The following is a 12,956-nucleotide window of genomic DNA, read 5'->3' as shown; positions in this document are numbered from 1 at the left end:
AAGGCCCTCAACCAGCTGAAATCCCTCGGCTACGACGTCCAACTCACACCACGAGCCGCGGCCTGAGGTCACCATGTTTTCCTAGGAGACCCACCCCTTTCAGAAGGGATGGTCTGCAGACTCACCTTCTGACGCCGGTCGATCTCGATACGCCGACTGCGCCGGCTACTCGATCAGCATGAACGCCCCCGCACGCACCCGGTGACCCCTCGCAGGCGCGCCCTCTGCGCGCACACCGTCATGCTGGTCGAGTAGCCCCGCAGGGGCGTATCGAGACCCGCCCCATTCAGCAGGGCGGGTCTGCAGACTCGCCTTCCGACGCCGGTCGATCTCGATACGCCCGCTGCGCGGGCTACTCGATCAGCATGTCCCGCCCGCTGCGCGGGCTACTCGATCAGCATGTCCCGCCCGCTGCGCGGGCTACTCGAACAGCATGCGCCTGGCACGAACGCGGGCCTGCCGCAAGTGGCAACGCGGGTTGCCGCGCTGTGGTCGCATGGAGGCCGGACGCAGCCGCTCGGGCGCCTCCCCGATGCGACAGGACCTGCATGCCCACGACCGCGAGCCGGCCGACGATCTTCGCCCTGCACGGGCTCGGCCTCAGCGGCCGCCTCTTCGATCCGCTCGCCCGCGAGCTCGCCGACGCGGCGGACGTCGTGGCGATCGATCTGCCCGGCTACGGCGACGCGCGCGACGCCGGCGACACCTCCCTCGACGCGATGACGACCGCCGTGATCCGCACGATCCGCGAGCACGGCGCCGCGCGCTGGCTGCTCGTCGGGCACAGCATGGGCGGCAAAGTCGCCTCGCTGGTGGCCGCGCGCACGCTGTCGGGCCGCTCCGGACTCTTCGGGCTCGCCGGAGTCGTGCTGCTGGCCGGCTCGCCGCTCTCGCCCGAGCCGATGCCCGAGGAGAAGCGGAGCGAGATGCTCGGCTGGGTCGCCGACGGCCCCCTCGACGCGGAGCACGCGCGCACCTTCCTCGAGCAGAACATCGCCGGCGCCCTCCCCGCCGCCGAGGACCGGCAGGCGCTCGCCGATCTGCTCCGCTCCTCCCCCGCCGCCTGGCGCGACTGGCTGGAGACCGGCAGCCGCGAGGACCGCACGGACGTCGCCGATCTGCTCTCCGCCCTGCCCGCGCTGCTGATCGCGGGCGGCGAGGACGGCGACCTCGGCGCCGACGGCCAGCGCGCGACCAACGCCCGCAGCTACCCGCGCGCCCGCCTCCTCGAGCTGCCCGGCGCCGGACATCTGCTGCCGATCGAGCGGCCGGTCGAGGTCGCCGCGGCGATCCGTGCCTTCTGGACCGACGAGGCCGGCACCGGACCGGCCGTGCCCGCCGACGTCGCGGAGACGATCCGCTCCAGCCGCACCACCTCCCGGATCCGCGCGCTCTTCGCCGAGCGCCTGCTCGCGGACGACCCGGCGTACGCGCCGAAGGCGCTCACTCCTGCCCAGCTGACGACGCTGCGCGCTGTCGCGGACCGGGTGGTGCCGCAGGACAGCGGCGAGAGCGCCGCCCCCGGCCGGATCGACCTCGCCGCCCGCGTCGACGCCCAGCTCGCGGCCGGCCGCGGCGACGGCTGGCGCAACGCCGACCTGCCGAGCGACCCCGAGGCCTACCGCCTCGGCCTCGACGCGCTCGCCGGAGTCGACGGCCTCTCCCCCGAGGAGCAGGACGCGCGACTCGAGGCGCTCGGCACCGAGCCGCTCGGCGCGTTCAGCGCGGAGCAGGCGAAGGCCTGGTTCGAGGACTGCCGCAACGACCTGGTCCGGCAGTGGCTCGCGCACCCCGCGAGCCTCGCGCGCATCGGCTTCGACGGCTACGCCACCGGCGGCGACGTCCTCCCGCTCCTGGGCTTCACCGCCCTCGGCGCCGACGCGCACGACACCTGGGAGCCCGGCACCCGCGAGCCCGGCACCGGCGAACCCAGCACCCCGCAGACCAGCACGAGGAACCCCCGATGAACATCACCGGCATGCGCCGCTACTCCCCCGACGAGGTCGTCGACGCCGTCGTGATCGGCACCGGCGCGGGTGGCGCGCCGATCCTCGCGACCCTCGCCGCGCGAGGCCTCCGGGTCGTCGCGCTCGAAGCCGGACCTCACTTCGATCCGCTGACCTTCACCGCCGACGAGACCGAGGCGACCGAGATCAACTGGATGGAGGAGCGCCTCAGCGGCGGCAGCACGCCCACCGCCTTCGGTCCGAACAACAGCGGCCGCGGCGTGGGCGGCTCCACCCTGCACTGGGGCGCCTTCACCCCGCGCCCCGACCCGCGCGACCTGCTGCTGCGGACCGAGTCGGGCCTCGGCCGCGACTGGCCCGTCACGCACGCCGAGCTCGTGCCCTACCTGGAACGGGCGGAGGCGACGATCGGCGTCTCCGGGCCGGCCGACTACCCGTGGGACCCCTCGCGCCGCTACCTGCAGGCGCCGGTGGACCGCAACGCCTCGGCGGACATGATGCTGCGCGGCTGCGCGGCCCTCGGGATCCGCGCCACCGACGCTCCCGCCGCCGTCCTCAGCACGGGCCGCGACCAGGAGGCGCACGGCGAGCGCGCCTCCTGCCGCAACTGCGGCCAGTGCCACCAGGGCTGCCGCACCGGCGCCAAGGGGAGCATGGACACCTCCTACCTGCCGCTCGCGGTGCGCGACGGCGCGGAGATCCGTGCGGAGTCCTTCGTGCACGGGATCGAGCTCGACGCGGCCGGGAAGGTCAGCGCAGTCCTCTACACCGCGGACGGGGTCGAGCACCGGCAGCGCTGCTCCGCCCTCTTCCTCTGCGCGGGCGGCGTGGAGACGCCGCGGCTGCTCCTGCACACCGGCGTCGCGAACAGCAGCGGACTGGTCGGCCGCAACTTCCTCGCGCACGGCGCCACCCAGGTCTGGGGCACCTTCGACGAGGAGATGCGCGGCTATCGCGGCTACCCCTCCTCCGTGATCACCGAGGACACCGTGCGACCGGCCGACGCGGACTTCGCCGGCGGGTACCTGATCCAGAGCCTCGGCACGATGCCGCTCACCCAGGCGACCTCGTTCGTCCGCGGCGGCGGGCTGTGGGGGCCGTCGCTGATGCAGGCGCTCGACGACTACCGCTTCATGGCCGGCGTCGGCATCAACGCGGAGTGCCTGCCCTCGGACGACAACCGGCTCGTGCTGACCGACGAGCTCGACGAGCACGGGGTGCCGAAGGCGCGGATCACCTTCTCACCGGGCTCGAACGAGGAGGCGATCGACCGGCACGCGATCCGGACGATGACCGCGATCGTCGAGGCGGCGGGGGCGCGCAGCACCCGGGTGATCGCGCGCACGGCGCACACGCTCGGCACCTGCCGGATGGGCACCGACCCGGGCGACGCGGTCGTCGACGGCGACGGCCGCAGCTTCGACGTGCCGAACCTGTTCGTCTGCGACAACTCGGTCTTCCCGAGCGCGATCATCGCGAACCCGGCGCTGCTGACGGTCGCGCTCGCGCTCCGCACGGCGGACCGCTTCCTCGCGGCGTAGGCGGGCGTCCCCCCTCCCGCGAGATGCCACTTGTGCACGCTTTCGTCGGCGTGTCGCGTGCACAAGTGGCATCTCACGAGGGGGAACGAGGGATTTACACGTCGGAAACTTCTCAGAAATCGCACAGCATCTGGGGGCGGTTGAGTGGGAGAACACCCCTCACCCGATGGAGCCCGCATGCCCCTGTCCCGGCCGTCCACCCGCACCGCCCGCCGCGCCCTCGCCCTCGGCGCGGCGCTCGCCGCCACCCTCTCGCTCGTCGCCTGCTCCGGAGCGAGCGACGCCGCCTCCGGAGACGGCGGCGACACGGTCACCGTCACCGTCGGCACCCTCCGCGGCCAGCCGCACTTCTACCAGCCGTTCCTCTACGAGCAGTTCGCCGAGGAGGGCGTCGAGTTCGAGGTGATCACCCTCGACACCACGCCCGCGCTCAGCGACGCGCTGGTCGCCGGGACGATCGACTTCGCGATCTCGGGCGTCACCCCGACGATCGCCTCGATCGCGCAGGACCGGGACCTGAAGATCGTCGCGTCCGCCGCGGACGGCGGCTCGGGCTTCCTCGGCGGCGAGGGCATCTCCTCCGTCGAGGACCTGGCCGGCAAGAAGGTCGGCTACATCCAGGGCAGCGCCCAGGAGGTCGCGCTGCGCTACTACCTCGACCAGGCGGAGCTCACCGACGACGACCTCGAGCTGATCACGATCCCGGTGCCCGAGATGGCGTCCGCGTTCACCAGCGGCTCGATCGACGCGTTCTTCGGCGTGGAGATCGGCGTCTCGATCGCGGAGGCGGCCGGCGGCACCGAGATCGCCGACCCGTACGCGACGCCGATCGGCCGGGTGAACATCGGCCTGGTCACCACCGGCGCGATGATCGAGGAGCAGCCGGAGGTCGTGCAGAAGGTCGTCGATACGCACGCCGCGACGACCGCCTACATGGCCGACAGCGTCGACGAGTGGCTGCCCGACATGATCGCCGAGTTCGGCGGCGACCAGGAGGTGCTCGAGTCGGCGCTGGAGAACTTCTGGCTCCGCTCCGACCTCAGCGAGGAGTACCAGGGCCAGCTCGGCGCGCTCGCGACGCAGATGCAGGAGCTGGGCTTCATCGACTCCGCGCCCGCGATCGAGGACGTCGTCGACACCTCGTTCGCGCCGGCGGCCTGAGCGGTCGGCCGATGACCACCACGACCCGCCCTGCCGAGGCGGCGACCGCCACCGAGCGGCTGTCGACCGTCCGGCGCCGGCGCCGCCCCGGGAGCAGCGGCTGGACGACCTTCCTGCTGGGCCTGCCCGTCCCGATCCTGTTCCTGCTGCTCTGGCAGTTCGGGCGGGCGGGCGAGTGGGAGCTGCCGTTCGGCATCCGGATGGCGTTCCTGCCCTACCCGGGCGACGTGCTGGTCTCGCTGATCGACTACGCCGTCGCGGGCTTGCGGAACGACGCGTTCAGCGGGCTGCTCTGGACCGACCTGGCGGCGAGCGCCGGCCGCGTCTTCGGCGGCTTCGCGCTCGCGACGGTGCTCGCGGTGCCGCTCGGGGTGCTGATGGGCCGCTACTACGCGATCAACTCGCTGTTCGATCCGTTCATCAACCTCTTCCGCCCGGTGCCGGCGACGGCCTGGGTGCCGCTGGTCGCGCTGCTGATCGGCTACGGCGACCAGGCGTCGATCTTCCTGATCACGCTGTCGGCGTTCTTCCCGATCGTGCTCGGCACGATCAGCGGGGCGCGCCAGGTGCCGCCGCGGCTGATCGAGGCGGCGCGGATGCTCGGCACCTCGCGGGCGGGCGTGCTCGTCCGGGTGGTGCTGCCGGCCTCCGCCGCCGCCATCGTGAACGGCATGCGCATCGGCCTCGGCCTCGCCTGGGTCGTGCTGGTGCTCAGCGAGACGACAGGCGTGAGCACGGGCCTCGGCTCGACGATCTTCCTTGCGCGCGACGTGGTGCGCACCGACCTGATCGTGGTCGGGATGATCTGCATCGCGATCGCGGGCTTCGCGTCCGACCGGCTGCTCCTGCTCCTGTTCCGCGTGCTCTTCGGCCGCCGGCCGCTCGTCAAGTGAGGACCCGATGACGCTCTCCGCCCCCGCCCCCGGCCCCGTCGCTCCGGGAACCGCCCCGGCCCGCACCGCAGGCGTCCACGTGCTCGATCTGACGAAGCGCTACGACACGGCCGGCGGCGGCGTGCTCGCCATGGCCGACGTCTCGCTCGACGTCCGCTCGGGCGAGTTCGTCGCCGTGGTCGGCGCGAGCGGCTGCGGCAAGTCGACGCTGCTGCGCATCCTCGCCGGCTTCGAGGAGGCGACCGAGGGCGTCGTCGAGGTCGGCGGGCGGGCCGTCTCGGCGCCCGGCCCGGACCGCGGCGTCGTCTTCCAGGACTACGGGCTGTTCCCGTGGCTGAGCGTGCGCGAGAACGTGGCGTACGGTCCGCGGCGCAAGAAGCTGCCGAAGGCCGCGGCCGCCGAGGTGACCGACCGCTTCATCGAGGCGGTGGGGCTCACCCGCTTCGCCGATCGCTTCCCGGGCGAGCTGTCCGGCGGCATGCAGCAGCGCGTCGCGATCGCGCGGGTGCTGGCGAACGAGCCGTCGGTGCTGCTGATGGACGAGCCGTTCGGCGCGCTCGACGCGCTCACCCGCTCCGATCTGCAGGTGGAGCTCAAGCGGATCCACCGCGAGACGGGCACGACCGTGCTGTTCGTGACGCACTCGATCGAGGAGGCGGTCTACCTCGCCGGCCGCGTCGTCGTGATGACGGGCGGCGCCTCGCACGGCGTGCCCGGGCACATCAGCGAGATCGTGACGGTCGACCTGCCCGGCGAGCGCGACGTGACGGCGCCCGAGTTCAACGCGTGCAAGCGCCGCATCTCGGAGCTGGTGCACGCGCCGGCCTGACGCTGTCCCGCGAGATGCCACTTGTGCACGCTTTCCACGGCGTGTCGCGTACTCAAGTGGCATCTCGCGGAGGAGGACGGGGGAGGCTTCGGGGACCGTCAGAAGGAGGAGTCGTCGTGACCAGCACCGATCGCGCAGGCCGGATCGCCAGGAGCGCCCTCGCCGGGGTGCTGCTCGTCAACGCGGTGCCGCACGGCGTCGCGGCGCTGCAGGGGCGGAGGTTCCCCTCGCCGTTCGCCACGCCGCCGGGGCGCGGGCTGTCGACGCCGCTCGTGAACGCGGGCTGGAGCGCGGCGAATCTCGTCGCCGGGCTGGCCGCCCTGCCGCGCCGCAGGTCGAGGCGCGCCGCGATCGTCGGCGCGGGCGCCATGGGCGTCTTCCTCGCCGCCTACTTCGGGAGCCTCGACCTCGACTGACGTCCTCGCTCCCCTGCGAGATGCCACTTGTGCACGCTTTCGTCGGCGTGTCGCGTGCACAAGTGGCATCTCGCGGCACCGCGCAAGGGGCTCCTCCGCCCGGAACGGCGAGGGTGCGGCCAGCGCGATCGGACGGGTGAGCCCGACGGTTCCCGCAGAAGGGGGGTCCGCGGATCGCTGAGAACGGGCGCAGGGGTGTGACCGGTCCTGGCACGCTGGGCGCAGGCTCCGTTCACGTCATCCCGAAGGGAAGCGATGCCCGTTCTCCAGCTGGTGCTCTACCTGGTCGACGATCCCGAGCAGAGGGCGCACGCCTGCACGTTCCACGGTGATCGCCACAAGCTCGCCCACGACCTGGAGACGCGGCAGTTCCTGCCGGTCGCGCGCGGGCCCGAGCAGTACAGCGTGGTCGCGGTGAACCGCATCCAGCGCGTCGAGTTCGAGCGTGTCGACGCGGACGCGCAGCCGCTCTCGGACACCGTCGCCTGCTAGCTCCGGCGCAGGAGAGCGGATCGTTACCCGGTCGCCGGCTCCCGCGCGGGAGGATGGGCGGTGGGGGGACGATCCGCGACCCCCGTCGTCCGCTTCTCCGGGGGTCCGCCATGCCCGTCCCGTCCCGCTCGCTCCTGCGCACCGCTGTCGCCGGCACCGCCCTCGCCCTCGGCGTCGGGACGATCCTGAGCGGCTGCGTCTCCTCCGACGAGCCCGTCGCCCAGCCGGCCGCGACGGTGACCGCCACCGCCACCGCGACCGTCACCGCGACGCCCGCCCCCACCTCGACCCCCGCGCCGACCGCGACGCCCGCGGCCGCCGCGAGCCTGCTGATCGGGCCGACCTCGTTCTCCCTGGTGGACGCCACCGGCGCACAGCTGGGCAGCTGGGCCTACCGCGACGGCACCGGCGCGGTCGCGGCGCTCACCGAGGCGTTCGGCAGCGAGCCGACCGAGTCCGACGACGTCCCGTACGAGGGCTACCGCAGCCGCGCCTACATCTGGCCGGGCTTCGTCCTCCGGGACACCGACGTCTACGACGCCGGCGGGCCGGAGCTCACCTACCCGGAGCCCGACTTCCTCCTCGAGGCCACGGCCGCGACCGTCGGCGATGTCGCGATCAGCACCCTGGGCGGAGTCACGGTCGGCGACGCCACCGCAGAGTTGGCGGCCGAGCACCCGGAGAGCACGACCGACGGCGCCCCCGGATCCTTCCTCTTCGACACGACGCCCGTCGGCACCCTCGAGGGCTACGAGCTGACCAACACGGTGGGAGCGATCGCGGAGGACGAGGTCACCGTCTCGAGCCTGCGCGCGCCTTTCGTCAACTGGGGCGTCTGAGGAGTCACTCGCAGGCGGTCGCGCTCAGCAGTCGCGGGCGCGGAAGCGCAGCGCGGTCAGCGCTGTCGCGTGCCAACCCTGCTGACCGTCGTGCTGGCTCAGCGTCAGCGTGCTCCCCGAGGGGAGGACGTCGAACGCGAAGGTGTCGAAGCGGGGGTCGTTGACGAGGACGGGCTCGAAGGAGGTGCTGCGCCGGAACGGGTCGGCGACCGTGCCCGTGCCGACTCCCGGGTCGGAGCCCTGGGCGGAGATCGAGGTGGGCGCGAGGCTGAAGCCGACGGTGGTCCACCAGCCCGCCACCCAGGGGAGGGAGGAGTCCGAGAGCGACGTGATGTTCTGGAAGGTGAGCCGGACGTCGAGCGGGTCGAACGGCCGCCCGTCCGCTCCGAAGAAGCGGAAGGTCAGGGTCTGCGAGTCGGGCCCGGGCGACGGGGTCTGCGTGAGTACCCCGGCTCGACGTTGGTTCAGCAGGAGCGTCCCGGGACCGAACGCGCCGGGCTTCCCGGCGCGCGCGACCGTCTCGCTCGGCGGCGGACCGGTCTCCTCCCCGATCCACACGGAGCCCTCCCCGGTCAGATTGAAGCTCCGGCCCTGCGACTCGGTCGTGGTGCCCGGCGCGAGGACGGACGTGATCCGCACCGTCGACACCGCTCCCCCCGGCGAGATCGCGGTGAGCACGGTGGGGCTGCTCGCGACGCTCGCCGGCGGGAACACCGTCGTGCTGAAGCACCGGGCCGGCGAGGCGGCGGCGAGCGGGGCGGCCACCGCCGCGCTGACGACGGGGACGCCCCACACTGCGCTCGCGGCGACGCTGCGCCGGGTCGGGCCGTACGGGTCGGGGCGGTGCTGCGACATGCGGGATCCGTTCCGTGAGACCAGGAGTGCGGCCGGAATCCGACCGGGCACCCCGGCAGCGTAGGAGCAGCGGTCACCCGAGTGCGGCGTTCCCCTCCCCGCTGGCGTGGAACGAGCGCTCAGCAGTCGCTGGAGCGGAAGCCGAGTCCCGTGATCGCGCTGTTGTGCCAGCCCTGGAAGCCGCCGAACTGGCTGTAGACGAGCGAGCTGCCCGACGGGAAGGAACGGAACGAGAAGGTGTCGTAGCGCGGCGTGCGCGGGAGAGCCCGCTCCCCGGCGGTGGCGCGCCGGAAGGGATCGGCGATCGTGCCGGCGCCGACCCCCGCGTTTCCGCCGCGCGAGGAGATCGAGGTGGGCTCGACGCTGAAGCCGACGGTCGACCAGGACTTCAGCGCCCAGTAGAGCCCCAGGCTGGTCGCGTCCGACAGGATGTTCAGGAAGGTGAGCTGGACGTCCGTCGGGTCGAACGGCTTCCCGTCCGCGTCGAAGAACTCGAAGATCAGCGTCTGCGAGTCCGATCCCGGCGTCGGCACCTCCGTGGTGATCGCGCCATCCGTCGAGACCGGCCCGGAGCGGCGCTGATTCAGGATGAGCAGGCCGGGCCCGAAGTAGTCCACCGCATTCTCATAGGCCTGCCTGTCGGTTCCACCGGCGAACCACACCGTGCCGTTCTGGGTCAGGTTGAAGTTCCTGCTGTCGGTCGTGGGCGTGGTCGTGGTATCCGCCGCCAGGACCGAGGTGATGCGGATCGTGGACGTCGTGCCGGTGGGCGAGGTCGCGGAGAGGGTCAGCGGGTTCGTCGCCGACACGACCGACTGCGTGAACAGCGTCGTGCTGGTGCAGGGCAGCGTCGAGGCCGCGGCCAGCGGAGCAGAGACCGCCGCGCTGACGACGGGGATGCTCCACATCGCGCCCGCGGTCACGGAGCGGCGCGAGGGACCGGAGGAATCGGAGGGGTGAGTGGACATGGCGGATCCGTTCTGAGAGTGGGTGAGGACGAGCTGGAGCGACTCGTCAAGAATCGAGACAGGTGCGCGGTGGTAACGCTGTCATCACTGCAGGAAGCCTCAGTGAATCGCAGTCGCACCGCCCGGCGCACGCCCCCCGTCCGCGCCACACGCGTCCGGCGCCGCCCCCACCGCTCCGGGAAACCCGGGAGAGGACCTGGTGGCGGATCCGTTCAGCGAGGGCACGAACCGGCGAGGAGCGGCTGACCGACACGGCAGCTTAGGCCGGTCGGCTTGAGAAGGCGAAACTGCCTCACTTCTGGCGCGGGACGTCGGTTCGAGCAGGGCGATCAGCACGGCGGTCGACGGGCCCGCGCCGCGACGAGTGCGCACGGGGCTGCCCGCGCGAGGATCTCGATACGCCCGCTCCGCGGGCTGCTCGATCAGCATGATCGAGCGCCGGCGGCCGGCTCGCAGCCGCGAGCAGGGCGATCGGCATGCTGGTCGAGCAGCCCCGCAGGGGAGCCTGCATGCTGGTCGAGTAGTCCCGCAGGGGCGTATCGAGACCCGCCCACCCCGAGGACGTCGGGCCCTGTCCTGGGCGGCGGGCACGGGCGCGCCCGGCCCCGCGGGTCAGCGACCGCGCGTGGACGCGCGCTCGACGAGCTCCGGCGCGAAGACCCGGCGCCGGTCGACGACGCCGTCGCCCTCGGCGGACACCACCTCCTGCAGCAGGTCGACCGCCGACGCGCCGAACGACTCCTGCGGCGCCCGGATCGAGCTCAGCGGCACGATCGAGGCCTCCGCGTACTCGATGTCGTCGTAGCCGATGAGGGCGATGTCCTCGGGCACGCGGATCCCCCGGCCGATCAGGACCTGCTCGAGGCCGATGGCCAGCAGGTCGTTGACGGCGAAGATCGCGTCGGGGCGCGCGGCGGGCTCCCGGTCGGCGATCGCCTCGCCGACCTCGTGCCCCTCCGCGATCACGCGGTGCTGCACGTCGATCATCTCGAGGGTCGCGCCGGGCACCGCGGCGACCGCGCGGCTGGCGCCCGAGAGGCGCTCGCCGACCTGCTGGATCGAGAGCGGGCCGCCGACGAAGGCCAGGCGGCGGCGGCCGAGCGCGAGCAGGTGCTCGGCCGCGAGCCGCCCGCCGAGCACCTCGTCGATCGACACCGACGGCTGGGTCTCGGCGGCCGCGTGCCGGCCGACGAGCACGGTCGGCGTCCCGCGCGAGCGCACCGAGGCGAGGCGGTCCTCGATCGAGCCGTGCGACGCGACCAGCATCCCGCGCACTCCGTGCTCCTCGAACAGCTCGAGGTAGGCGTCCTCGCGGGAGGTCTCGCCGCCGGAGTTCGCCAGGAACAGCGACAGCCCGAGTTCGGCCGCACGCCGCTCCGCGCCCTCCGCGATCATCGCGAAGAAGGGGTTGGACACGTCGGGAGCGATGTAGGCGATGGTGGAGCTCTGCCCCAGCCGGAGCTGACGGCCCGCGTTGTTGCGCACGAAGCCCAGCGCCTCGATCGCCTCCTGGATCCGCTTCGCCTTGGTGTCGGAGACGCGCGCGGGGTGGTTGAGGAAGTGCGAGACCGTCCCCATCGAGACGCCGGCGGCAGCGGCGACGTCGCGGATGCCGACCCTGGTCATCGCTGTCTCCTCGTGCTGGCGGGCGCCGCGACGGGGCGTCGGACGGGCTTCGATGCTCTCACGCGCCGCTCCCTACTCGCGGAGCGGCGAATCCGGCGGCGACTCCGGCAGCAGCGGTTCCGGCAGCGCGACGCCGTGCGCCTCCAGCGCCTCCGACACCACCTTCACCGCGTTGAGCGCGCGGGGGAAGCCGACGTACTGCACCGTGTGGATGACCGCCTCGACGATCTCCTCCGCCGTCGCCCCCGTGTTGACGGCCGCACGGGTGTGCCCTCGGAGCTGCGCGTCCACCCCGCCGAGCGCCGTGAGGACGCCGAGGGTGATCAGCTCGCGCTCGCGCAGGGTGAGGCCGGGGCGCGAGTTGACGTCGCCGAAGTTGAACTCGAGGCCGTAGCGGGCGAGGTCCTGGGCGCGGCCGCGCTGCAGCGCGATCAGGCCGTCGGCCTTGCCCTCGCCGTAGACGGCGTCGAAGGCGGCCCGGCCGCGGGCGAGCCGCTCGGGGTCGGGGGTGGGCTGGGTCATGTCGGAGTCTCCGGGATCCACTAGATCGAGTGTCCGCCGTCGAGCGGCAGGATCACTCCGGTGATGTTGACGGCCGCCGGCGACGCGAGGAACACGATCGTCCGGGCGAGGTGCTCGGGCTCGCCGAGCAGCCGCGACGGGATCTGGTCGAGCAGCGCCGCGCGCCGCTCGGGGGTGTCGTTGTCCCGGCCGGGCGTGCGCTGCGCGCCGGGTGCGAGCGCGTTGACGGTGACGCCCTGGTCGGCGACCTCGATCGCGAGGGCCTTGGTGAGGCCGACGACCCCGGCCTTGGCGGCGGCGTAGGCGGTCGCCCCGCGGACGAGCCGCCCCCCGGCGACGGCCGCGACCGAGGCGATGTTCACGATCCGGCCGGAGCGCCGCTCGAGCATCGCCGGCAGCACGGCGCGGGTGACCGCGAAGACGGTGTCGAGGTTCCGCGACATCTGGGTGCGCCAGGTCTGCTCCGTCATCTCGTGGAAGAACGAGACCGCGCCGCCGCCGGCGCCGTTGACCAGCACGTCGATCGCGCCGTCCTCCTCGATCACGGCGCCGAGGGCGCGCTGCACGGCGTCGAAGTCGGTCAGGTCGACCGCGACGGCGCGAGCGGCCCTGCCCTCCTCGCGCACGCTCCGGGCGACCTCCTCCGCTCCCGCCGCGTCGAGATCGACGACGACCACGTCGGCTCCCGCACGGGCGAGCTCGCGGCAGACGACTCGTCCGAGCGCTCCCGCGCCACCGGTGACCAGGGCGCGCTGCCCGTCGAGTTCCATGCGATGTCTCTCCGATCCTCGTCGTGCGCCGCCGAGCGGCCATCGGGCTCCAGCGCCCGGACGACGGCTTCATCGTT

13 protein-coding genes are annotated in these 12,956 nt (G+C 73.0%); 8 read left to right on the top strand and 5 right to left on the bottom strand.

Annotated features, from left to right (window positions below):
- Nucleotides 1-548 precede the first annotated feature (548 nt).
- From EDF36_RS03470 to EDF36_RS03435, 8 genes are all read left to right on the top strand, one after another.
- Nucleotides 549-1,967, top strand: coding sequence for an alpha/beta hydrolase (locus tag EDF36_RS03470; RefSeq protein ID WP_185020349.1), 1,419 nt, complete (start codon nt 549-551; stop codon nt 1,965-1,967).
- Nucleotides 1,964-3,508 (top strand): GMC family oxidoreductase, encoded by a 1,545-nt coding sequence (locus EDF36_RS03465; protein ID WP_123731899.1) that lies wholly within the window; start codon nt 1,964-1,966, stop codon nt 3,506-3,508. The genes EDF36_RS03470 and EDF36_RS03465 overlap by 4 nt, the downstream gene beginning before the upstream one ends.
- 177 nt (nt 3,509-3,685) lie before the next feature.
- Nucleotides 3,686-4,669 (top strand): ABC transporter substrate-binding protein, encoded by a 984-nt coding sequence (locus EDF36_RS03460; RefSeq protein ID WP_123731898.1) that lies wholly within the window; start codon nt 3,686-3,688, stop codon nt 4,667-4,669.
- A gap of 11 nt (nt 4,670-4,680) precedes the next feature.
- Entirely contained in the window at nt 4,681-5,562 is an 882-nt protein-coding gene (locus EDF36_RS03455; RefSeq protein WP_123731897.1) for an ABC transporter permease, read from the top strand.
- Between the two features lie 7 nt (nt 5,563-5,569).
- Nucleotides 5,570-6,391, top strand: coding sequence for an ABC transporter ATP-binding protein (locus tag EDF36_RS03450; protein ID WP_123731896.1), 822 nt, complete (start codon nt 5,570-5,572; stop codon nt 6,389-6,391).
- Nucleotides 6,392-6,507: 116 nt separating this feature from the next.
- The gene (locus EDF36_RS03445; RefSeq protein WP_221180873.1) at nt 6,508-6,807 is read left to right on the top strand and encodes a hypothetical protein; all 300 of its coding nucleotides are present in this window, start codon (nt 6,508-6,510) and stop codon (nt 6,805-6,807) included.
- 255 nt (nt 6,808-7,062) lie between these two features.
- On the top strand, nt 7,063-7,299 hold the full coding sequence (locus EDF36_RS03440; RefSeq protein WP_123444746.1) for a hypothetical protein: 237 nt from the start codon (nt 7,063-7,065) through the stop codon (nt 7,297-7,299).
- Nucleotides 7,300-7,409: 110 nt separating this feature from the next.
- Nucleotides 7,410-8,138 (top strand): hypothetical protein, encoded by a 729-nt coding sequence (locus tag EDF36_RS03435; protein ID WP_123731895.1) that lies wholly within the window; start codon nt 7,410-7,412, stop codon nt 8,136-8,138.
- Between the two features lie 24 nt (nt 8,139-8,162).
- On the opposite strand, the gene EDF36_RS03430 is transcribed toward EDF36_RS03435, so the two are convergent.
- The 5 genes from EDF36_RS03430 to EDF36_RS03405 all read right to left on the bottom strand — a co-directional run bounded on the left by EDF36_RS03430 (nt 8,163) and on the right by EDF36_RS03405 (nt 12,879).
- Nucleotides 8,163-8,993 (bottom strand): hypothetical protein, encoded by an 831-nt coding sequence (locus EDF36_RS03430; protein ID WP_123731894.1) that lies wholly within the window; start codon nt 8,991-8,993, stop codon nt 8,163-8,165.
- Nucleotides 8,994-9,112: 119 nt separating this feature from the next.
- Entirely contained in the window at nt 9,113-9,961 is an 849-nt protein-coding gene (locus EDF36_RS20850) for a hypothetical protein (protein WP_148059960.1), read from the bottom strand.
- A 612-nt stretch (nt 9,962-10,573) separates the two neighbouring features.
- A complete protein-coding gene (locus EDF36_RS03415) occupies nt 10,574-11,587 on the bottom strand; it encodes a LacI family DNA-binding transcriptional regulator (protein WP_123731891.1) in 1,014 nt (337 codons plus the stop codon).
- 72 nt (nt 11,588-11,659) lie between these two features.
- Complete coding sequence (locus EDF36_RS03410; protein ID WP_123731948.1) at nt 11,660-12,109, bottom strand: carboxymuconolactone decarboxylase family protein; 450 nt, start codon at nt 12,107-12,109, stop codon at nt 11,660-11,662.
- Nucleotides 12,110-12,129: 20 nt separating this feature from the next.
- Entirely contained in the window at nt 12,130-12,879 is a 750-nt protein-coding gene (locus EDF36_RS03405; protein ID WP_123701526.1) for an SDR family NAD(P)-dependent oxidoreductase, read from the bottom strand.
- Nucleotides 12,880-12,956 lie beyond the last annotated feature (77 nt).

Origin of the sequence: Rathayibacter sp. PhB152 (assembly GCF_003751395.1) — a bacterium.
Taxonomy (GTDB): domain Bacteria; phylum Actinomycetota; class Actinomycetes; order Actinomycetales; family Microbacteriaceae; genus Rathayibacter; species Rathayibacter festucae.
Note: the sequence above shows the minus strand (reverse complement) of the source record. Positions and strands in the feature narration are given on the sequence as shown.

Bases quoted from the DNA above. Each gene is read 5' to 3' on its own strand.
- EDF36_RS03470 (WP_185020349.1), top strand. From the start codon at position 549: ATGCCCACGACCGCGAGCCGGCCGACGATCTTCGCCCTGCACGGGCTC.
- EDF36_RS03465 (WP_123731899.1), top strand. From the start codon at position 1,964: ATGAACATCACCGGCATGCGCCGCTACTCCCCCGACGAGGTCGTCGAC.
- EDF36_RS03460 (WP_123731898.1), top strand. From the start codon at position 3,686: ATGCCCCTGTCCCGGCCGTCCACCCGCACCGCCCGCCGCGCCCTCGCC.
- EDF36_RS03455 (WP_123731897.1), top strand. From the start codon at position 4,681: ATGACCACCACGACCCGCCCTGCCGAGGCGGCGACCGCCACCGAGCGG.
- EDF36_RS03450 (WP_123731896.1), top strand. From the start codon at position 5,570: ATGACGCTCTCCGCCCCCGCCCCCGGCCCCGTCGCTCCGGGAACCGCC.
- EDF36_RS03440 (WP_123444746.1), top strand. From the start codon at position 7,063: ATGCCCGTTCTCCAGCTGGTGCTCTACCTGGTCGACGATCCCGAGCAG.
- EDF36_RS03435 (WP_123731895.1), top strand. From the start codon at position 7,410: ATGCCCGTCCCGTCCCGCTCGCTCCTGCGCACCGCTGTCGCCGGCACC.
- EDF36_RS03430 (WP_123731894.1), bottom strand. From the start codon at position 8,993: ATGTCGCAGCACCGCCCCGACCCGTACGGCCCGACCCGGCGCAGCGTC.
- EDF36_RS20850 (WP_148059960.1), bottom strand. From the start codon at position 9,961: ATGTCCACTCACCCCTCCGATTCCTCCGGTCCCTCGCGCCGCTCCGTG.
- EDF36_RS03415 (WP_123731891.1), bottom strand. From the start codon at position 11,587: ATGACCAGGGTCGGCATCCGCGACGTCGCCGCTGCCGCCGGCGTCTCG.
- EDF36_RS03410 (WP_123731948.1), bottom strand. From the start codon at position 12,109: ATGACCCAGCCCACCCCCGACCCCGAGCGGCTCGCCCGCGGCCGGGCC.
- EDF36_RS03405 (WP_123701526.1), bottom strand. From the start codon at position 12,879: ATGGAACTCGACGGGCAGCGCGCCCTGGTCACCGGTGGCGCGGGAGCG.